At 55.0% G+C, this 21,294-nt stretch carries 13 protein-coding genes; 5 read left to right on the top strand and 8 right to left on the bottom strand.

Features of this window, described 5'->3' with window-relative positions; translation table 11 throughout:
- Positions 1-189: 189 nt before the first annotated feature.
- The 5 genes from AC2TEL_RS20640 to AC2TEL_RS20620 form a co-directional block, all read right to left on the bottom strand.
- Positions 190-2,751 (bottom strand): hypothetical protein, encoded by a 2,562-nt coding sequence (locus tag AC2TEL_RS20640; RefSeq protein WP_480906671.1) that lies wholly within the window; start codon positions 2,749-2,751, stop codon positions 190-192.
- Between the two features lie 398 nt (positions 2,752-3,149).
- Positions 3,150-6,038 (bottom strand): calcium-binding protein, encoded by a 2,889-nt coding sequence (locus AC2TEL_RS20635; protein WP_480906668.1) that lies wholly within the window; start codon positions 6,036-6,038, stop codon positions 3,150-3,152.
- A 311-nt stretch (positions 6,039-6,349) separates the two neighbouring features.
- Positions 6,350-6,973, bottom strand: coding sequence for a hypothetical protein (locus tag AC2TEL_RS20630; RefSeq protein WP_480906665.1), 624 nt, complete (start codon positions 6,971-6,973; stop codon positions 6,350-6,352).
- Positions 6,974-7,320: 347 nt separating this feature from the next.
- Entirely contained in the window at positions 7,321-8,652 is a 1,332-nt protein-coding gene (locus tag AC2TEL_RS20625; protein ID WP_480906662.1) for an HlyD family type I secretion periplasmic adaptor subunit, read from the bottom strand.
- 38 nt (positions 8,653-8,690) lie between these two features.
- Positions 8,691-10,493 carry a type I secretion system permease/ATPase gene (locus tag AC2TEL_RS20620; RefSeq protein ID WP_480906659.1) on the bottom strand — a complete coding sequence of 601 codons (1,803 nt, stop codon included), beginning with the start codon at positions 10,491-10,493 and terminating at the stop codon, positions 8,691-8,693.
- 299 nt (positions 10,494-10,792) lie between these two features.
- Between AC2TEL_RS20620 and AC2TEL_RS20615 the strand changes: the two genes are divergently transcribed.
- The gene (locus tag AC2TEL_RS20615) at positions 10,793-12,151 is read left to right on the top strand and encodes a sensor histidine kinase (RefSeq protein ID WP_480906656.1); all 1,359 of its coding nucleotides are present in this window, start codon (positions 10,793-10,795) and stop codon (positions 12,149-12,151) included.
- Here AC2TEL_RS20615 and AC2TEL_RS20610 read toward each other — a convergent pair.
- A complete protein-coding gene (locus tag AC2TEL_RS20610) occupies positions 12,148-12,870 on the bottom strand; it encodes a response regulator (RefSeq protein ID WP_480906653.1) in 723 nt (240 codons plus the stop codon). The genes AC2TEL_RS20615 and AC2TEL_RS20610 overlap by 4 nt on opposite strands.
- A gap of 199 nt (positions 12,871-13,069) precedes the next feature.
- On the opposite strand from AC2TEL_RS20610, the gene AC2TEL_RS20605 reads away from it, so the two are divergent.
- Positions 13,070-14,170 (top strand): class I SAM-dependent methyltransferase, encoded by a 1,101-nt coding sequence (locus AC2TEL_RS20605; RefSeq protein WP_480906650.1) that lies wholly within the window; start codon positions 13,070-13,072, stop codon positions 14,168-14,170.
- Positions 14,171-14,641: 471 nt separating this feature from the next.
- Here the strand turns inward: AC2TEL_RS20605 and AC2TEL_RS20600 are convergent, their stop codons facing one another.
- Positions 14,642-16,345 carry a mechanosensitive ion channel family protein gene (locus AC2TEL_RS20600; protein ID WP_480906647.1) on the bottom strand — a complete coding sequence of 568 codons (1,704 nt, stop codon included), beginning with the start codon at positions 16,343-16,345 and terminating at the stop codon, positions 14,642-14,644.
- Between the two features lie 130 nt (positions 16,346-16,475).
- Positions 16,476-16,874 (bottom strand): hypothetical protein, encoded by a 399-nt coding sequence (locus AC2TEL_RS20595; protein ID WP_480906645.1) that lies wholly within the window; start codon positions 16,872-16,874, stop codon positions 16,476-16,478.
- A gap of 472 nt (positions 16,875-17,346) precedes the next feature.
- Between AC2TEL_RS20595 and AC2TEL_RS20590 the strand changes: the two genes are divergently transcribed.
- The 3 genes from AC2TEL_RS20590 to AC2TEL_RS20580 all read left to right on the top strand — a co-directional run bounded on the left by AC2TEL_RS20590 (position 17,347) and on the right by AC2TEL_RS20580 (position 21,267).
- A complete protein-coding gene (locus AC2TEL_RS20590) occupies positions 17,347-19,044 on the top strand; it encodes an amidohydrolase (RefSeq protein ID WP_480906642.1) in 1,698 nt (565 codons plus the stop codon).
- Positions 19,034-19,621: a hypothetical protein gene (locus tag AC2TEL_RS20585; protein WP_480906639.1), complete on the top strand. Its 588-nt coding sequence runs from the start codon at positions 19,034-19,036 to the stop codon at positions 19,619-19,621. Before AC2TEL_RS20590 ends, AC2TEL_RS20585 begins: the two co-directional genes overlap by 11 nt.
- A gap of 1,013 nt (positions 19,622-20,634) precedes the next feature.
- Positions 20,635-21,267, top strand: a complete 633-nt coding sequence (locus AC2TEL_RS20580; protein WP_480906636.1) for a tyrosine-type recombinase/integrase — start codon at positions 20,635-20,637, stop codon at positions 21,265-21,267.
- Positions 21,268-21,294: the final 27 nt, after the last annotated feature.

The raw sequence follows: 21,294 nt of genomic DNA, 5'->3' as shown, positions 1-21,294 counted from the left end.
GCTGCGGTCGCATCCCCATTGCTGACATTCGCGACCCCTACTCGAATACGGTACAGGTGGGCGTTCAAGGAGCGGACTAAGCTGTCGATCGGGTCCTACAGTATTCACGAACGTAAGCCGACAAGCGGAGTTACGTACGAAAACAACACTCGGCCGCGTCGGCGGCCGAATGAACAATGGGATTTCCAATCAAGCAATCGACATGCCAAGACCTTCGAGTTGGTTCACCAGCGCGCTGTTAGCATCTGCGATAGAGTTCCAGTCGTCCGCAGTGAGGTTACCAAGACTGAGGTCTTCTGCCTGAATATCGTAGAGCGTCACCGTATGACCGCCATTTCCGATAACTTCAAATACCAGATCGTCACCGACCTCGCTGACTGCAACGTCTCTTTCGCTGAGTGAATTGAAATCCAACACATCTTCACCTGCATCGAAGCCGGTGATCTCAGTCTTTACACCCCAGTTCCAGGTCAACTCGGCGATATCGGCACCTGCGCCGAATGTAACGGCGGATGCTATTTGGCCGTCGCCAGTGCCCGTGGTTCCACCGTCTGTACCACCGCCATTGCCTGTGCCAGAGGAGTTTCCGGTGAGAACGCCGGTTCTGGTCTGATAACCGTCTGTCGTGGCACCAAGGGGTGCTTCGGGTGTCAGCAACATGGTGCGATCAACAAGGGTCACGTCGTTCTGATCAAACCCAAACGGGACCTCCAGATTGTCTTCCATCACCTGATCATGGTGAAACTCCACCAATCCGGGGATCAGATCCGCCTTAGAGACGTCAGTCAGAGTGACGCTCTGCCCGGTCGGTAGCGATGAAATGACCAACCCGTCGCTGCTATCCTCGACGCTCAGGCGCTCTCGCGTGCCAAAATACAGGAAACTGATCTTCATTGTGGCTGGGTCGAAACCGTCGATCACCTCATGCACACCATATTCGTGGCTGCGGACATAGATGGTATCAGCATCGCGCGGCCCGACGCCTTGTTCCCAGCTGACAACGGCCCCCATATCCTGCCGGAAGTGTTCGTTACCAACCACGCCGAAATTTTCGATGGTGACGTCCTGGTAGGTCACGCCCTGTACGATTTGGGCCGCATCCGACCAGGGGCTGTCGATCACGATCTCTCCGCTAGATGATTTGGTGACAATCATCCCGTGCACTGATGTTCCACCGAAATCCAGTTGATCCGTGCCGGGGCGGAACCCGGTAATGTCGTCGGCGTTGCTGTCGGCCCGGAACTTGACGCCGCCAGTATCCGTTGCTCCGGTTGTGTCGGGTGGATTTGACCCATCGGTGTCGTAGCTCAGTTGATAACCTCCGCCAGCACCCGGAGTGACAACAGGCTGACCCAAGGCCGAAGACACTTCGTTCAGCACCGCCTGATCCGTGATCGAGAAATTACCCAGATCCAAATCAGCCAGACCAAAGCCGGTGAAAATGATCTGTTTGGTCACGTTGCCCTCGGTCAACTCAATACGGACCGTCTGTCCAAGAGCATCGCCGCTTTCTTCGAAAATCGCAAAGTTGTCGGCCGAGATGTCCGGGCCGATTTCAATGACGTCGCCCATCGCTGGCATGAAATCGTCGATCACCTGCGCGTCTGATGCGAGGCTTAGTGTGACATGCATATGTTGATGGTTGTGACCATTGCCACCGCCGCCGGGGTTTATCCCGTGCGACCCCACTATGCCGAGAACCTCTGTCGCGGCTGTACTGTCCAGGATTGTGAAGTTGGCGGGGCTCAGATCTGCCAGAGACACGCCGCTTAACGTGGTGGACTGGTTGTTGGATGGGATCGAAAATACGACCGATCCATCGACATCACGAACGTCCAGCGCATCTGCGCCCACCCACGAGATGAAGATCGTATCGGTCTCTGGATCGAAATCCGGGACCGTCACGTCCGTGCCCCAAGCCCAGTTTATGACCACATCCGCCGTGCCCTCAGTGATGTCGGCAGTCCCATTGCCGGTCGGCATCGGTGGCTCGGGGGGTGGTGAGACGTTTCCGGTACCGCTTCCGCCTCCGGTATCCGTCGGCAAGACGCCATCGGTATAGACCTTGATCGCGTCTTCCACCGAGGGCGCGTCGTAACCGCCGAATTGATCGATGTAACGCAGAATGGACGTGCCGTATTCATCAGTCGAGACATTGCCACCCTGCAACAGCGACAGCGTTCCCCAAGCCCCGCGCAAATGAGCCGCCGCCATGACCCCAGTCATGGTGAGGGTAACGGTCACCTCTTGCCCGTTATCAATGTAAGTCCGGGTCGTGCCGAGGTAGTCGCTCAGGCTTTCGCCCTGATATCCCAGTCCTGTTTCGATCACTTGAAGGTTGTAGCCAAAGGCTTCTTGTATCGCGCGTTCCTGCGCGGCCTCGGTGGTAAAGTCGTCAAGCGAATTGACGCCGTTTTTGCCCGTCCAGCTTCCGTCCCACGTATTCGAAGCCGCCCCGTTTCCGTAATAGATATCGTCAGTGTAATACCCTAGATCGATCAACAGGGCTTCGCCAAATTGATAGCCGACGAAACCCAGCGAATTCATTGAGCGATAGGACATGGCGTCCCACTCATCACTGCTCAGATCCGACCAGCTGGAATACGCAGGGTAATAATCCGTGACCTCTCCACCTGCCCATTGGTTCAATTGCCAGTCCTGAATGACCCCCGCGTCATAGCGAACTCGATCCCAGCCGGATTCAAACGCGCGCAAGGCGTCGCGAAATTCTTCATAGGTTCCATTAGACATTTGACTGTCACTCCCATCATTATTGTCAGCCAAAATAATGCTGACTATGCGTTCGAAGAATTCGAACGCGTGTTCACTAACAATCGTAAGAGGGGCGTAAGATTAAGATTTCATTAATGAATTAATCCAAGCGAATAGCGGCCACTCTATGGTCGCGTGCGCGCGGAACACCGCCTGAAATCAGGGTGTTGTATCGAACATTGGCAAAGAGTGGACCAGTTTGCGCGGGTGCTTGCTGTAAATGTGAGGATACAGAAATTAACTTGCACTAATTTTCCAAGCCGCGGGTGTCAGAAGTCTGTTTCAGACGCGACGGAATGCTTGGTTTTTCGCGTCGCCAGAACAAAAAAACCCAGCCGGGGGAACCCGGCTGGGGCGTTTGTAAGAACAGTCAGAGATCAGAGACCCCAGTCCTGCGATTGCTGAACCGTCAGTTCGCTGATGTGCTGCATTACGTCGTAATGCTCATCAACACCCTGAACGCTGATCACCTTTTGGCCGTTGGCCTTGATCCAGTGTGTGTTTCCCATCCATTCGATCTGAAGTTGCTCCAGAGATGAGATCCCGAACCCTTCCAGATCGATGACAATCGAGTCTTCCGCCTCGAAATCCCTGATCGCCTGACCGCCATACTGGCTGCCCGGACCGGTGATGACAAAAGTATCGCTTCCTTCGCCACCGTACAGGTTCGCAAATCCGGCCTCGGTCGACTGGTCTGCATCAAGGATGATGACGTCATCTCCTTCTCCACCATGCGCATTGGTCACCAACGCCCCTTTGCGGATCAAGAGGATGTCGTTCCCCTCACCGCCATCAAGAGTGGTGAGTGAATCGCCTCCCCCAATGAGATAGTCGTCTCCGGCACCACCATAGAGGCTGGTCAGATCGTTGCCGTCGCCGCCAACCATATAGTCCCAGCTATCCGTACCATAACCGGTTTCGCCAGTTTTAACGTTGATCTGGTTGCCGTATTTCTCAAACCACTCCAGCGTGTTTGCGCCAAAGGGCGGTTCGTAAACAACCTGATAGCCATCCTGGTCATTGCCTTTCAGGCTACGCAGATCGATGACAGAAGGATCAAAGCCATTTCCGTCGTCGTCATAGGCAACGATGATGTCGTCGGTCAGCTTGTTGAACAGAACGATCTTCCCGTTTTCGATACGGTGGTCCAGATCGAACCAACCGGTCATCCCATAGGCGTTAAGGTCGATCTCGATCCGGTCGCCATCAATGGCATTGAAATCGGTGATCTCGTTCTTACCACCGGTCAGGATAAAGGTGTCGGCCCCTCCATTCCCAGTCAGCACATCGTCGCCACCACCAGAGGTGAACACGTTGTTCTGATCGTCACCTATGATGACATCATTATGAGCGCTGCCGTGGATATTCTCGACACTCCACAAGAAGTCATAGCCGTCCTTGTCGCGGATATCATCTTTGATGTCGAACGCATTGGCGCTGTTGCCATGCCAGGCCCAGAAGTATTCACCGCTGGTGTCGCTGTCGGTATTGTTCATATCAACATAAATTCCGCTCAGGCTATCTCCATACCAGGCTGTGTCGTTGCCTTCGCCGCCATAAAGCTTGTTAAAGCCTCCGCCGCCAGCCATCACATCGTCTCCGCCAAAGCCGCGAAGCGTGTCATTGCCATCGTTGCGGATTTCCGGCGAGTCGCCACCGGCGATATTGCGTTCCGAAACATAGGACTGAAGGAAATCGCCATGATTGGTACCCATCTGCAGGTTACCCTTGTCGCTACCCGTCATCGTAATGCCGCCATAAGCGCCGAAGGTCACAAACTTGGACGTTCCAAGCTCTGCTATATCCGAACTGCTCAGCCCAAGGTCCAATTGTTGACCCAACCCATACTGCACACCATCTGGACCTGTGATCAGCGCGGTTTCCCTGAGGCGGTCGATGAATGCGAGTGTATTATCGCGGGAGATGAACTCTGTACCTTCCATTATGTTGGACGCTTCATCCCAATAGAATGTCGCAATAACAGTTGGAATACCGTCCGGATTAAGTGTGACCAAATCAAATGCAGCCCCATGAACAATCGACTCTTGAATGTCGATCACAACGGGTCCATCTGAACTTACCGGTACTGTTATCTTGTCTTCCAGCGGATTGAAGTCGGTGATCGTGACCAACGACAGCTTCGGCGGATCCTCGGTGGTGACGACCTGTTCATCAGTTTTAAACATATTGACCAAGCCTTCGACAATGCTTTTACCAAGCATCATCATCAGCTTTGCACCTGGCACCATTTTCGCGAGCGCCAGGCTTCCAGCATCCTCAAGCCAGCTTCCACCAAGTCCATTCGACGCACCACCATCATTAGGGACCTGAGAGGTCGGCTCGGGCACTGCGCCGATAACAAAGTTGTCTGCGCCGGCACCCCCATAAAGCGTGTCAGCGCTCGTCGAGTCGATGTGCCCAGTAAACAGGACATCATCGCCAGCCCCACCGATCAGAAGATCGTTGCCGGTACCGCCATAGAGCATGTCACCTTCGTCACCGGCGATCAGAACATCGTCACCTTCACCGCCGACAAGAGTGTTCTTGCCTTCACCGCCAAGGATTTTGTCATTCCCTTCGCCACCGAACAACTGGTCGTTTCCGGTGCCGCCTTCGATGTAATCATGACCAGTACCGCCATAGATCACATCGTCGCCGCCGTCACCGAACAACTGGTCGTCACCGTCATAGCCATAGATGATGTCATTGCCGTCGCCGCCCGAGATATTGTCACGGTGATCGTAATTTGGGCCGACGAGTACCAATTCGCCGTCTTTGTTCCACTGCCGTGTCGGCTCGTAATAGCTGTATTTTCCGCCGTTCTTAAAGTTGTCGTTATTGTCCGGGTTCCACCCATGTATGACATTGTCGCCTTCATTGCCTTCAATACGGGTGTAGAGATAGGTACCTTTACTCGCACCGCTTGTGTGGTGTTTCATCAGGTTTTCGAAATTTGACTCACCTTCGGCCATTTTGTATTCACCGCGCGAGACTACATCGCGGCCGGTATAGGTAGCGGTAGTGTCCAGAAGCTTTGTTCCATACTTGGTCCACCAATTGACGTTTCCGTCTCCTGCTGCTCCGCCAGGGAACCAGTTCGGAATTTCGGGCATATTGTCGTTTTGGCCCGTCACAAGTACGTCGGTGGCCACGACCGGATCACCCAAAGGCACGGTCAGATTTTCGTCTGCATCAACATTTTCCGCAATCGGCGTCATCAGGCCGAACGAAGCCAAATTGCTGTTTGTTTTCTGTACATGTTTCATTTTCTTTCTCCTCACTATTCTGGATGCTTGGCTCACGGAAATCGGGCCAATTCTCATCGCAGATCATAATGAAGATGTGGTCTCTCCCGGGGCTAACCTCAACGACTCAGATAGACCTAAGCTGTTACAAAGTATGACAAAAGTAGAAATCAAAGCATTGAAAGTAGAGAGAGCGGCTGGCGCCGTTTCAGGCCCCAACCGGTGGAATACTTTTCTTTCCTTTTGGTTGTCCGAGCGCCTGTTTCGATCGAACCTAAGACGCTCGGAGTTTGGTTATGCAGCGATAGATAATCGCTGTGTTTTCGCTCCACTCAGACGACCAGATCGACGAAGAAGCTGTCGGTCGGAACGATTTCGCACAGCGGCGGAGGTGTCGTTGCCGACAGTTCCATTTCGTCCTGCGGAACCTCAGTGCCGCAACGAGGATCGGGCATGATCGGGGCGACAGCGGTCAGGTCTTCACCCTCACCTGCAGGAACCGCACCATAGGGCAGCGGCGCGACTGCAATCAGGTCCTCACCGTCCTGAGGTACCTCAGTGCCACAACGGGGATCGGGCATGATCGGGGTCACAGCGGTGACGTCTTCACCCTCGCCAGCAAGAACCGCGCCATAGGGCAGCGGTGCGACCGCAACCAGGTCCTCACCATCCTGCGGAACCTCGGTACCGCAACGGGGATCAGGCATGATCGGGGTCACGGCGGTCAGGTCTTCACCTTCACTGGCAGGCACGGCACCAAAGGGCAGCGGGGTCACAGCGACCAGCTCTTCGATGGGGTCGGCAACCAGCGGATCGGCCGGCAGCGGAGTTACCGCAGTCAGGTCCTCACCATCCTGTGGCACCGGGGTGCCGCAACGCGGGTCGGGCATGATCGGGGTCACAGCGATGACGTCATCAGCCGCAATTTCGAAGTTTGTATGTGTATTGATAGTCATTGGTATTCTCCTCATTAAAGTTGGTTCGTGGCACCCAAAAATCTGTTAGAAACGTCCTCCTCGGGTATACAAACAAGGTGGTTGCCCCTACCGTTTGTTTCAATGTGAATTCACGGCGTAAATTGTTACAAAGTATGACAAAATCTCTTTCTAAGCGGTGATTTTTCTTCTCTGAGCCCTCTGTGATCCGCGTCAAATTCGTCGAGGAAGCTCGGTGGAAAGTTCGGCGCAATTGAAGGGCTTCAAAGATACGCAAATTGAAAAAAACCAGCGCCAATTCTGACGCTGGTTTCGTTGTGACTTCACGTTTCGAAACGTATAATCACTCTGTGATTTCGAGCTACAGATCAAACCTCCCGGAAAGTTGTTCGGATCTGCTTGCTGAGCGGGTCGACAAGGTACTGGAACAGAGTCCTCTCTCCGGTCTCGATATACACTTCTGCGGGCATGCCGGGCAGCAGGTTCAGCTGACGGTCAGCCAGAGTATCAACTGCGCTCTCATCCAACGCCACACGCGCTTCGTAGAACGGCATTCCAGTCATTGGGTCGGTTTTGAGATCGGCCGAGACAAACTGGACACGACCATCAAGCCTTGGGGCGATGTGTTGATCGAACGCTGAGATCACGACCGTCGCTGCCTGACCAACCGAGACATTGTTGATATCCTGCGGCATGACGCTGGCCGTAACAACGAGCCCGTCGTTTTCCGGCACGATCTGCATCAGAGTCTCGCCCGGTGCAACAACGCCTCCTTCAGTATGCACACCCAATTCATGGATGACACCATCTGCCGGTGCTCGAATTTCCACGCGCGCCAGCTGCAGTTCGGCAGCAGCCCGGCGTTCCTTCAGACTGTCGAGCTCGACCTCGAGCGCGGAAATTTCGTTCATCACTTGCTCGCGGAAGGTTTTTTCCAGCTGCAGGATATTAATCCTGGTCTCGCTGATCCGCCCACGCGCAACCGCAATGCGAGAGGTTAGCCCACCGCTGTTGCCCAGCAAACCGCTGCGCTGGCGTTTCAGCATGGTAATCCGGGTTGCAGGCGTCAGCCCTTTTTCAAAGAGTTGGGTCAAACCCTCCAACTCGCTGTCGATCAGGTCGATCTCTTCGATGGAGGCCGCATATTGCGCCTCAAGGCCCGAGATCTCCTGTTCCGTCTGCGTGATCCGTTCTTCGAAGGCAGCAACTTCACCCTCCTGAGACAAACGGCGGGCTTCCATGACGGCACGTTGGGTTGCCAGAGCGCGTTGTACTTTGGGATCATCCTTTCGCGCGGCAAGTTCCTGGGACAACTCGATCTCGTCCAAACCATCGCGCTCGGAAATCAGACGCGACAGCTGGGCTTCGACCGCGATCAGGCGGTCATCAACCTGCACCTGGCTGCCCGACAAGAGCTTGTCGTCGAGTGTCAGAACAACGTCACCGGCAGCGACCCGGTCTCCGTTCCCGACATGGATTGCACCGACAATACCTCCATCGGGGTGTTGAACGGCCCGGAGGTCGGACGAGACCACGACGTTGCCGCCAGTTACAACGGCACCGGACATGCGGGCGGTTGCGGCCCAGCCGCCAAAGCCGATCGCCAGTGCTGCAATTGCGGCTATGCCAAAGCCTATGGGTTTCCACGACCGGTCAACGAAAGCTTCGGTCTGGGCGTTGTGTTTTGTATCGGTATTCATAACTTCCTCCATTTGATTGGCTGCTGCGCGGGGCTGGATCAACCCGCAGCAGCGACAGGGGTTTCGTTAGTGTTCTCTTGCGTCGGCTGAGGCTGGCCTTGTGCCACCTGAGCCGGTTGCTGTGCGGCCGGACGGACCTGTGCGGCAGCCGCCTGATTGCGCTGACGGAGACGCTCCATCACTTCGGCGCTTGGGCCGAAATCACTGGTGCGGCCGTCGTCCATGATTAGAACTTTGTCGACAGACCCGAGCACGCTGGCCCGATGAGCGATGACGATCACAATCGCGCCGCGCGCTTTAGCAGCCTGGATCGCGTGGTTCAGGGCAGCTTCGCCGTGGGCATCCAGGTTTGAATTGGGTTCATCCAGAACCACCAGGAACGGATTGCCATAAAGCGCCCGGGCCAGTGCAATGCGCTGACGCTGACCACCAGACAGGGCGGCCCCACGCTCACCTACCGCTGTTGCATAGCCGTCTTTGAAACTGGCGATCAGCTCATGCACACCGGCGGCTTTTGCCGCAGCAACGACCATCTCGTCCTTTGCGTCAGGATCAAAGCGCGCGATGTTCTGGGCGATTGTACCCTCAAACAGTTCAACATCCTGCGGCAGAAAACCGATCTGGGGGCCGAGTTCCTCGGGCAGGTACTGATCAATCGGCACACCGTCGAGGCTGATGCTGCCCTTTGCAGCCGACCACGCGCCAACCAAAGTGCGGGCCAAGGTCGACTTACCACTGCCGGTCGAACCGATCACGGCAAGCGCCTCTCCGGCCTTCATGTCGAAACCGACGCCTTTAAGAACAGCCGATGTCACCATAGGCGGTGCAGCAATCAGACCAGTCACGGTCAGAGACTTCTTGGCCTTGGGCAGAGAAATTCTGGCGTCGTCTTGATCGCAGGACAGAGTGTCCTTCAACTGTGCCCATGCCTGACGGGCGGCCACCAGACTGCGCCAGCTTCCGACAAGCGTTTCAATCGGCTGCAGGCCACGAGACATGATGACAGAGGCCGCAACGATTGAACCTGCCGAAATCTGCCCGTGGATGGCCAGATAGGCCGCAACCGCAAGCACACCGGACTGAAGGGCCAGGCGGAACACCTTGGTGAAGCTGCCCGAAACACCAACCGTATTGGCTGCCTTGGCGCTTGCGCCCAGGTGAAGGTCATTGATGTCCTGCCACGATTTGCCGAGATTGGCCTGCATACCCATGGCACGCACCATCTCGGAATTGCGGCGGCTTGCTTCCGCCAAGCGGCTCCGTTTTCCAGAATGTTGCGCCTGAACACAGGCCGCAGCGCGCACCTTGATGTCAGTCACAACAGCGATCACCAGCAAGGCGATGGCCCCAATGACGCCAACCAGACCGAGCCAGATGTGCATGGCAAAAACCAGACCCAGATAGACCGGGATCCAAGGCAAATCAAACAGCGCCCCAGCACCTTGACCGGACAGGAAACCACGGATTTTTTCGACATCCTGAATGGCCCCAGCCGGGTTACCGGATGTGCGATGTAGTGAAGGTTCTGCGAGCGAACAGTCAAACGCCGTTTTTGATAGCCTCTGTTCGAAACGATGCCCCATGGAGACAAGAACACGGGTGCGTGCGCCGTCGATCAGGGCCATGAAAAGATACAGACCGGCGACAAGCGTACTGAGGGCCACGAGCGTATTCACGCTCTGGCTTGACATGACGCGATCATAGATCTGAAGCATGAAAATCGGGCCAGTCAGCATCAGCAGGTTCACGGCACCGCTGAACACCCCAGTGGCGATCAGGTTGCCGCGGAGTGCGCGACGTGCGCCGGCGAGTTGCGGGTGAACGGACGAATGCGAATTCATAACGGGCCTCCAATAATCATGTCTGTGCGAAATACGTGGGAGCCCGCAGTGTTAGCCCCAAGGTTTTGTCACACTTTGATTCAATTGGCTTTTCGGCCCATAGCTGGGCGAGATGGCTGAACCGCAGGCTCAGCCTTGTTCTGGGTCAGGGCCAAAACCCCTCATATTCGCCGCTGCACCACAGATGCAATTTCCGGTTGGGAAAGCAGCCGAAATTGAACTAGCGTCCAATCTAAAGGGATGGGACTGGGAGCCTACGCGTGATGCGCTGGAATGATCTGACACTTCGAACACAAGTTATGAGCATTGTGTTCATCAGCTGGGCGATAGTCGGCGTGTTCTCGGTTACCACCGATATGGTCCAGATCCGCGAGTCTCGCGCCGAAGAAATCCGAAATCGCGGCGATGCCTTTCTTGCTCAGGTCGTGTCGACCCTGGCCCGCGTACCGCCTGACGACCGCGCCGAAGCAGCGCTTGGATTCTTTCCCGCAGAATGGAGCGTCAGAGTAGGCCCTCAGGATGCAGCGACCGCTCTGGCCGATGGCCGCCAGCGCCCGAACCTAGCTGACTGGCTGATAGCGCGACTGGAACACCGCGGGATCGCTGTCGCGGAACTATCCGTGGCGGACACGGTCATTGACGCCAGACAGGACCAAAGCGCGCTGTTGCAACTGTTCAAGAGCCATTCGGGCACGCCCCTAGACGCACAAAGCGTCGACGCGTTTTTGGTGAGCGTTTTCTCGGTCCGGCTCAAGGATGACACGGATTGGCTTAACTGCTATTTGCTGATGAAAAACAATAGCATCGCGCCTTTTGTCTTTGTTGGATCCATCGATAGTCTGGTCGCGCTTATCTTGCTTTGCACGCTCGCATTTCTCATCCAGAAAGTCATGCGCCCACTCAGCGCTATGGCCGTCAATGCCGAATTGATTGGCCGAGGCGAAGAGGTCGGCCCGCTGATCGAGACAGGTGCCATCGACATCCGCCAAACGATCATCGCGTTCAACCGAATGGAAGCCCGGATTGTTTTGGCACTTGAATACAAAACCACCTTGCTTCGCAGCCTTGGGCATGACCTGAAAGGGCCGATTGCCTGGATGCACGATGCCATCGAAAAGCTGGAGCCAACGGACCCCAAAGTGCAGCTTCTCAAGCGGTTGGATACCCTCAGCGAGATTGTAAATTCTGTCACCGACCTCAATCGCGAAACGCACCACGATGGAGATCTTGTGCGATTGGATCTGCGCTCATTGATCGAAGCTCTGGTTGACGAGCAGGTGGATGCAGGCCGCGACGTGACCTACACCATCGAGCAATCTGCCATAGTAAACGGGCGTCACAATGCGCTCACCCGTGTTCTGCGAAATCTTCTGGAGAACGCGGTCAAATATGGCGGTCGTACAAATGTTACTCTGACCAGAGTAGATGACATGGCCGCAATTCATATCGACGATGAAGGGCCGGGCATCCCGGTCGAGCAGTTAGAGACCGCATTTGAGCCATTCCAAAGGCTTGGTGCTGAGGGGCCCGGCAGCGGGCTTGGCCTGGCAATTGTACGGACAATTGTTGTCGACCAGGGCGGCACGGTGTCTTTGGAGAACCGCGCAGGCGGCGGCCTGAGGGCGAGCGTCTTCCTACCAATTGACAAGCACAATTAACTAGGTCGGAAAATGTATCCCTGCCCCCAGACAGTGCGGATATGTTCCGGGTTGGCACGATCGCTCTCGATCTTGGATCGCAGTCGCTTGATCAAGGCGTCAACGCTGCGGTCCCCTGCCCCACCGTGCTGCCGCGTGCGCGCAACCGCCAAAAGGTCTTCCCGCGTGCAAAGAACATCCGAATTCTCGACGAAGAACCGCATGACCCGCGCCTCACTCGAGGTCAGGGTGATCACGCGCCCGTCATCGTGTTTGAGATGCCGCTCGTTCTCGACAAGCTCCCAAGGACCAAATCGGGTCAGACGTTTTTGAGTTTTCTGGCCCGTTTGCCGACGTCTCATAAGCGCCCGGATGCGCGCCAAAAGCTCTAGGTCATTGAAGGGCTTGATGATGTAGTCGTCCGCGCCCAGCTCCAGCAACGAAATGCGTTCGGCATCGTCGTCGATCGAACTGATCATGATGATCCCGGCATCCAAGCGCGAGGCAATTTCTCGACAAAGGACTTTCCCGCTTGTGCCGGGCATGACCAGATCCAGAAGGAAAAGATCATAATCCTCGGTTTCAATCTTCTCGCGGGCCGCTGGAACATTTGGCACATGATCAATCTGGTAGCCTTTGTGACGCAGGAAAACACAGACATTCTCGGCGAATTCCACATCGTCGTCACAGATTAATATCCGTTCGTCGATAACGGTGGATCCGTCCACGGCCTCATTCATTCTGTATGCTCCTCAGGAGAAGATTTTCGCTGTGATAACAGCATCGGGCCTCACACAGTGTCAACGACGCAGCCAACGAACGTTGCATGAGCCGAATTCGGCATGCACGGGAACCTCTTTGATGGGTTGACCTGACAGACCGCGCCCGAACCCGTAATGTTCTGTCATTGATAGCCGATATCGAATTGAGGGCCAGCAAATGACGGATCAGCAAGTTCAATCGGGAAAATCGACAGAAGGCATGGTCGATTACAACGAAAACTCCTCTGCCCAATTGCAATTGGTTCGTCTGTTGAGCCCACTTGTTCGCAATTTGGTTTCCTCAATGGATGAGCCTGAGACCGAGTTCAAGATCGTGGACTATGGGTGCGGGCCAGGTGTCAACTCCATTGAGATGGTCAAACCAGCCATAGAGTCGTGTTTGGATAAGTTCGGCGATCAGCCCATCGTCGTTTGCCATTCCGATCAGGTTGGCAATGACTGGAACACCTTGTTTGAATTGGTCGAAGGCCCAGCTGGTTATTCGCATGTCTCCCAGAACATCCGTACCGAAGCAGCAATCGGATCCTTTTACGATCAGGTGGCATCTCCGGCATCGGTGTCGATCGGGACGTGTATTTTTGCAAGCCATTGGTTGAGCCAGGGCATTCAACTGAACTCGCCAGAAACCGTCTGGTTTGCTGATCTGCAAGGCGACGCCCTGCAGACTGTCGAACGGATTGCGCAGGACGACTGGACTCACTATCTGCTACAGCGGGCGCAAGAATTACGCGCCGGAGGATATCTTGTCGTCGGAACACTTGGCTCTGTTCCCGATCCAACCGAGATCAACGGCATCGCTGCATCGGGGCGCGGAATTTATCGCGCGATTCAGGTTGTGGCCAAGACAATGGCTGACGACGGCCTCATTAGCCCCGATAGCCTCGATTCATTTTTGTTCTCGCTTTGGTTCATGACAGAGGCAGAAGCACGCAATGCTCTTGAGCACAACGCCGACGTTAAGGATGCGTTCGAAATATGCCAGATCAGTGTGGAACCTGCCCCGGTCAAAGCCGACGACATCTTCAAGGAGTATATCGACGATCCTGGCACCTATGCCGAGAAATACGTTGGATACACCCGGGCCTTTGCCGATTCCACTTTGAGAACGCAACTGTTCGGTCCCAACTGCGACAGCGCTGAAATGCTCGACCAGCTTATGGCCGAGTTTTACAGCCGTCTCGCGCGGCTCTATGAGGCTGAGACGAGCAAATACGCATGCGAAGTTTGGCACCTCGTTGTTGTTCTCCGTAGAAAGTAACAAGAGACCGACTTTCGCACTACAAGCATCTGTGGAGTGTTTCGACCGAAACCTACTCTAGAAGCGCTCATTGATTTGATGGGAGGCGGCCCTAAGCTGCCGTTGGCCAACGGGTCAAGATGCTGCGGTAGCAGCCCGCTTTCCGGACATTCGCCGCGAGACTGCGATCACGGGGTTCAGGCGAACTTACAGTCAGCGGACAAAGCCGTTGTTCAGAGTTTTGCTGTACCGGACTGCCGTAGCGCCGCAAGTCGGTTTCAGGCCCATAGGCACTAAAGTGTTGCGCGCTGTACCCGTCGATTGGGAAGGAGTCTGCCTTTTGCTGCAGAAGTGTTGTGGCCAAGATAGTTTCGGTAAGTTGAATGAGCGGTTTGACGTCCAAAGCCCATGGTCCTTGAAAAGGCTATCCAAGAACCTTTTTGCAGCTTGGAAACAATGCGATCTCGGTGAGGACATTAGACATGTTTGAGATTAGCTCGCGGTGGTAGAAGTAATCCCTGCCGCTGCCGTCGCTGCTCTGAGGCCATCGTCACTCTGCTCTTCATCTTCGTCTCGGTCTAGAATGGCAACGCGCACTTCGCGTCTTGCAAAATCGATACCTTCCCTTTCGAATGCCGTTTTGACCCGGTTGTATATTTCAGCGCGAATGGCGTGTTGCTCGCCGGGCTTGGACATGAACTTGCCACGGACGACCATACCGACATCATCGATTTCAAAGACACCCTGGCTCTTGAAGGGTTCTATGAATTTTCCGCTGTAATTTGGATCTTCCATCATTTCAGAACCGATCTGTTTGAAAATCCGTTTGATTGCTTTTGGGTCCACCTCATAAGGCACCGTGAACTGCAAGCGTACGACGACCCAATCACGGCTGAAATTGGTTAGCTGTTTGATCTCTCCGTAGGGGATCGTGTGCACGGCGCCGAGATGGTGGCGTAGCTGCATGGACCGGATCGAGATTTTCTCAACGGTTCCTTTGGCTTTGCCGACCTCAACATATTCTCCTTCGCGGAAAGCGTCGTCGACAAGGAAAAAGACCCCTGACAAGACATCGCGCACCAGCGCCTGCGCTCCAAGCCCAATGGCAATACCTCCTACGCCCAATCCGGTAACAACTGAGTAGGCTGGAAAGCCAAATTGTTGCGCAGCTGCAATGACCAGGATAAACAAATACAGTCCTACGAGAATCCAACTGGCGACGCGCAGCAAAAGCGCACCTGCTGAGTTCGGTTCCAACCCTTTCCACTGGCTAAACACATCCACCAGAACGTTGATCGCGACAATGCCAATCCATCCAATCAGGATGTAGCGCAAAACTGCAAGCGCGTAGACGACCGTGATTTGCATGTCCCCGGTTAGATTGACGAGGTCGTTTACAAACCAACTGACTGCAATGGAAAACGCGAGCAGCACGGCAACTGCTAGGAAAAGCGAACGGCGTTTTCGGTGTTCTTCGGCTTTGTCCGCAACCGCAGTTGCGCGCGCCAGGCGGAGGGCCGGAATGAAGGCCAGCGCCAGAACGAGGATCGCAAACGCGAGCGCCAACCATTGCCAGTACGTTTGCTCAAACGCGATGCGCTTGCTCCAATCGGGCAGGCCTTCGCTCCACCTCAGCGCGATACCAGAACCCGGGGTGGTGAGATAGGCGGTGTATAAGCCGGGCGTTGCCTCGTTAATGTACGGCAAATCGCGGACTGCTTCGTAGTAGTCCCGTATGTTCAAGGCAGTTTGTGCCGAAAATAGGTATTCGCCGGCGCGGGGGCCATTTTCGACATAAACGATGGTGATCGGCGTATTTGGGATACGCCACTTCCCCGGTGGATCGAGTTCTTGCGCCGGTACGTCTTCCATATTCGGTAATCCGACCCGATCTATGACTTCGTCCAGCAAAAGCGCGACTTCGACCGCTTGACTTCGGCGAATCTCGGGCGGAAAGGATGACATATCGATGGTCGCTGCGGCGCGCCAAAGCGGCAAGACAGTATCTGCACCGCGCGCATCCGGCGCGGTGGCGATCGCATAAACCTCGTCCATGGCATCAACGAACGATTGGAGCGTAGCTTGTGGGTTTCCTGTTTTTGGTGGGCGCAGGGGGTGTTCGAGTACCTGAGCGATGGACGGTACCGCGCTGGCAATCAACAAACATACTATTAGGAAGTGACCCAAGTTTTTCATCTGTATGATCATATTGCTCCAATAGCGGACTAGCAATTCTGAGAGCAGCGGTGCAAATCTGTCAAAACCAATCTTAGTTTCGATTTTGGATAGACCGATGTCAAAACGGCTTCCCAACCAACCCACAACATCACCATGTGCAGAGCAGATTTCCCGCTAGGCTTACGTCGTCAAGCTGAATAAACGCGTTACTAGACTGACCCGCCCGCATGATCGCGATATGAACGCCCGGTGCCGATCCTGACCAAGATGGTTGAGCCCTGAGTTTGGTGCTTGGCTTGAACTCGGGCTCAAATTCATAGGCTTCTACACTCGCGTCTGATTGTTCGACATACAGATTGCCGCTTTTGCTTTCGCTATCGGCAATGCTTGCTGCCATCGACACACGAACGAAGCTCCGCCTCGGCTCGTCCTCGACAAGTTCAACGCGCAGCATATCCCCGGTGCAAAGGATGAAAGTCACCTCTTCACCAGCATGGGAGGTACTGGCACCAATCGACAAGGCAGACGCGAAAATTAGTGATCTCATCTGTAACTCCTGTCTGTGCCCTGTCTTAAGTCGGCAACATTGGTTGACCCAAATCTCATGGTCGTCGCAACCAGGCTTTGTTACCGCCATCGCGGTGTGACCGCATTGCCGGGAGTCACACGGCAGATCATCTCAGGCATATGAGTACCTGTTTTCCGCGGCAGAATGAAAACAATGTGCCACTCTGCTCACATTTTAGGCTTCTTATGTAGAAAAACCCCCAACACTGAATGCAGTCCCTGCCAGAGAAGACGAGGGCGATGATTCAGTTGTGACGCGGAAAAGGGTCACATCCGTTTTTCGCATTTCTTTTTGCCCGTGTATCGAAAGCGTGTAACCTCGACTAAATGGGGTCCGTTGCAAGGATTTTTATCCATCAATGGGACCGAGTTAACCAATGGTCGCGTCGTCTTCTGGACCATAGTGATCCCCTGATCACTGGCGATCAGGTGCCATTGTGGAGGGAGAATTGATGAAACGCCGCGACTTCATGCAATCGACCCTTGCCGCTTCGCTCGCGCTGTCTGCGCCTGCGATTGTGCGGGCGCAGGCGCAGCGCACGGTCGTTTTCCGCGGCGGCACTGTCTTGCCTGTAGACGCCGCCTTTTCGCAGCACAGCGCACTGGCCATTCGTGGCAACCGGATCCTCGGCTTTGGTTCCGACGCAGATATGGCTGCGCTGGCAGGAAGTGGTGCAGAAACGGTCGATTTAGATGGCCGCACAGTGCTGCCGGGCTTTATCGAACCCCATATGCACCTGACACTGCTTGCCGCACTGTCGGACGCGGTCGACATCGGACCGTTTGTTTTTGAAACGTTTGAAGAATCCGTCAACGGTCTGCGGCAAGCGGCGGCAAATCTTCCCGATCCGGACGCGTGGCTTGTCGGGAGACAATTTGATCCCAGCCTTCTTGAACCCAGCCGCGATCTGACAACACGGGAGCTGGACGAGATTGCACCGGATAGGCCAGCCTTTGTTCTGAACGCGTCAGGACATATCGCCTACGTGAATTCTGTCGCCTTGGGTCTTGTCGGTTACATGAATGCCTCGGAGGCACCAACCGGAACGGAGTTTGGTCGGTACGAAGACGGATCGCTCAATGGTGTTCTGCTGGGACAAGCCGCCTTCCTGCCGATCCTGTTCATGAATGAGGATGTGACGGAAATCCTCGGATCGGGTTTCGGACCCGCTGTGTCGCGCGTCGGTGATATGTCTGTTCCGCACGGCATATCCACGCTTACGGATATGGCGGCAGGTGTGGTGACAGGTCTTACCGAACTGGAAGCCATTCGCGATCAGTACACGGATGGATCGATGAAAGCGCGCGTTCGGTCTTTCATCTATGATCTTGGCGCAATCAAACTTGGCGACATCGAGCCCAATTGGGGCAACGATTTTGTCCGGGCGCCCGGTTGGAAGATCGTTGCAGATGGTTCCAACCAAGGCCTTACGGGTCGCCAGCGCGCCCCTTACTTCTCTGACCTCTCGGTAGGGCTGAATTACGTGGAACCCGAGGATTTGATCCTGCGTGTCAACGAAGTCGCACAAGCGGGCTGGCAGCTTGCCATTCACGGCAACGGAGATGCTGCGATCGACTCGATCCTGAATGCGGTCGAGTTCGCCTCCCGCAGCGGATTGGATATGTCAGACAGGCGAACGCGCATCGAGCATGCGTCAATCCTCCATGACGATCAGATCGCACGCATGGTCGAGTTGGGCGTGCATCCCAGTTTCCTGATCAACCATGTGCATTACTGGGGGCATGCGATGCGCGACAGCGTGTTCGGCCCTCGCAAGGTCGAACTTCTGGACAGGTGTGCAGCAGCTGAAGACGCGGGGCTGATCTATACGATCCACAGCGACGCGCCGGTTTCACCGTTCGGAACCCTTCACAAGATTCGGGTCGCCGTTGCGCGTGACCTTTGGAAGGAACCCCAGACAATCCTCGCTCCGCAGGAACGTGTATCCGTGGAATCCGCGATCCGCTCTGTCACGATAAACGCCGCGTGGCAGTGCCAGTCAGAGGATGTGATCGGCAGTCTAGAAGAAGGCAAGCTCGCGGATATGGTGATCCTTGAAGAGGATCCCCGCGCCGTGGATGCAACTGCCATTTCCGACATCAAAGTGAGCGAGACATGGATGGATGGGAACAGGGTGTATGAAGGATAAACTGATAGGTTCCGTCGTTGGGTTATGTGTGTTGCTTGCAAGCAGCGGCACCGCGCACGCCTGCGCCAGAGAGTTGATGTTCGCGTTTTTTCTGCACAAGAACCCTGCAGCTAAGGCAGCAAATACGGCCATACTGGACGCCGATGAAAACGGTATCCTTCTGGACCAACAATGGAGTAAAGCCGAGGGCCTGTCACTGCACGCGTGGCGCGCGCACAAAACTGGCCTCACGATCGACGCACTGCAAGATCGGCTGAATGCCGCAACGCAGTCGGCTGCGGGCGCCAGTAGCGCGCATGTCTTCCTGATGAGAGAGTTCGCTTGGCTGGATATTGTCCAAGGTACCAATGGTTTGACAATATCACGAACCCCGCCTCGAACCGCCGCAAAAATGTCCGCCGGAAGGTTTGAAGATGCTCCTTTTGTCTACACGACGCGTCGAGTCTTAGACACGATTCTAGCGGGCGAACTATCTCTAGAGGGAGCGATTGAACTGGGCCTTGTCACGTCGAATTGTGGTCGCGACTGCTCTGGTGACCCTTACGCCGCACTCGCCTTAGCAATGGCTAAACCTTAAGCGACAAGAAGCCCAACCCAATCCACCATTTCTCTGCTGATCTACCAAATATGCAAAGATCAACCTCTGTCATCCGAAGTACTGCCGCTTATCGCGACCAGTTGATCAATTGCGCGCCAATTACCAAAGTTCGTGACGGAATCTCGGTTGGACCAGACGCAGTGGCGAAAGACGCCACATGTTTCTTCATTCCGCTGCCTTGCAATGCGGTGATGACCTGTCGCCCCGATAAGGACGGAACGCTATGAAACCTTTGTTTACCTGCGCTACGCTTGCCGCTCTTCTGGCTCTTGGCGCCTGTGATGATGAAAATGCCACGATCTTGCGTGGAACTTTTGTGGAAGACGGGGCCCTGGCGAGTTTTTCATGCAGGGCGACGCAAAGAAAGTTCTGAAATGCGTTTATGACGGAGAGGAAAAAATCCAGGGGTAATTGGAACAATGATTGAGTATCCCATTATCGGTGGCGGAGAAATTCGTGGGCGCAGCGGCTAGCGCGCAACGTTCGTGCAAGCAGATTACAACCGCGTCCGGGTGATGGTCCGAGGGATGAACGGAACACAAGACCCAGGGTTGAGCCAGCGGATGCGCGGTTGGCTTGACGAGTGCGGCTGGTTTGTATGACCGACGGTCCATAGATTGCCTAAGTTGTCAGACGACGTCTTTGCTCTAGGCTATGTCATCTTACAACGGCGTCGGTCCGCACCAGCGACGAATGATCCGAATTGCGAGCCGCGACGCAGAGAAGTGGACAAGAGTTTTAACGGATATTCGGGGCCGATAGGAACGGTAAAATTCTCCGCTCGAATGACCTGCTTGTCCCTTTAGTTTGAATTCAGCGAGTTCCAGATTTCACAAACGCGGTTAGTGTCAGCAATGCGGGATGCAGATGCAGCATCGGTCACAGTGGGGCTCACTGCAGACCTCGGAGGCAGCGCAGCAATCCTCTGATATGGTGCCTCGTCAACGTCGGGTTGTCGCTTTGGGAGGGCATGGCGGATCGGAGGATCAGACATGGAAACACCAAACTTACCGGCCATTCGCGCGCTTCGCCCAGCCTGGAACAAAGGACGTATCGTTGGCCAGAAAAGACCGCTGAAGCCAAAGCACGTCTGGGCGATCCGAGTTCGACTTGAACTGGCCGAGAACCATCGTGACCTCGCGCTGTTCAATATGGCAATCGACAGCAAACTTCGCGGCTGTGATCTTGTGAGGATGAAAGTCGTCGACGTGATGGCATCGGGACAAATCAAAGAGCGCGCCTCCGTCCTGCAAAGCAAAACTCAGAAACCAGTCCGCTTCGAGATTTCCGAGGGCACACGTGCTTCAGTCGAAAAGTGGATGGAGGATGATCTCATGGTTGGCTCGGAGTATCTTTGGCCTGGCCGCTTCCATGAGCGCTTGCACACTTCAACACGCCAGTATGCGCGGATCGTCCGTGATTGGGTCACATCCATCGGCCTTGAGGCAAGCGCATACGGAACGCATTCAATGCGGCGTACCAAAGTAACCCAGATCTACAAGAAGACTGGCAACCTGCGCGCCGTGCAGTTGCTTCTTGGACATACCAAGATGGACAGCACAGTTAGGTATCTGGGCGTCGAACTTGAAGACGCTCTAGCTATCGCCGAAGCCATTGAAATCTAGTGCAGTTGGGTCGCTTTCACAGGCGGC

This window comes from Ruegeria sp. HKCCD9138, from assembly GCF_057220975.1.
This window is presented reverse-complemented; position numbering and strand designations above follow the sequence as displayed.

Excerpts from the sequence above, each read along its gene's own strand:
- AC2TEL_RS20640 (WP_480906671.1), bottom strand. The coding sequence starts at position 2,751 with ATGTCTAATGGAACCTATGAAGAATTTCGCGACGCCTTGCGCGCGTTT.
- AC2TEL_RS20635 (WP_480906668.1), bottom strand. The coding sequence starts at position 6,038 with ATGAAACATGTACAGAAAACAAACAGCAATTTGGCTTCGTTCGGCCTG.
- AC2TEL_RS20630 (WP_480906665.1), bottom strand. The coding sequence starts at position 6,973 with ATGACTATCAATACACATACAAACTTCGAAATTGCGGCTGATGACGTC.
- AC2TEL_RS20625 (WP_480906662.1), bottom strand. The coding sequence starts at position 8,652 with ATGAATACCGATACAAAACACAACGCCCAGACCGAAGCTTTCGTTGAC.
- AC2TEL_RS20620 (WP_480906659.1), bottom strand. The coding sequence starts at position 10,493 with ATGAATTCGCATTCGTCCGTTCACCCGCAACTCGCCGGCGCACGTCGC.
- AC2TEL_RS20615 (WP_480906656.1), top strand. The coding sequence starts at position 10,793 with ATGAGCATTGTGTTCATCAGCTGGGCGATAGTCGGCGTGTTCTCGGTT.
- AC2TEL_RS20610 (WP_480906653.1), bottom strand. The coding sequence starts at position 12,870 with ATGAATGAGGCCGTGGACGGATCCACCGTTATCGACGAACGGATATTA.
- AC2TEL_RS20605 (WP_480906650.1), top strand. The coding sequence starts at position 13,070 with ATGACGGATCAGCAAGTTCAATCGGGAAAATCGACAGAAGGCATGGTC.
- AC2TEL_RS20600 (WP_480906647.1), bottom strand. The coding sequence starts at position 16,345 with ATGAAAAACTTGGGTCACTTCCTAATAGTATGTTTGTTGATTGCCAGC.
- AC2TEL_RS20595 (WP_480906645.1), bottom strand. The coding sequence starts at position 16,874 with ATGAGATCACTAATTTTCGCGTCTGCCTTGTCGATTGGTGCCAGTACC.
- AC2TEL_RS20590 (WP_480906642.1), top strand. The coding sequence starts at position 17,347 with ATGAAACGCCGCGACTTCATGCAATCGACCCTTGCCGCTTCGCTCGCG.
- AC2TEL_RS20585 (WP_480906639.1), top strand. The coding sequence starts at position 19,034 with ATGAAGGATAAACTGATAGGTTCCGTCGTTGGGTTATGTGTGTTGCTT.
- AC2TEL_RS20580 (WP_480906636.1), top strand. The coding sequence starts at position 20,635 with ATGGAAACACCAAACTTACCGGCCATTCGCGCGCTTCGCCCAGCCTGG.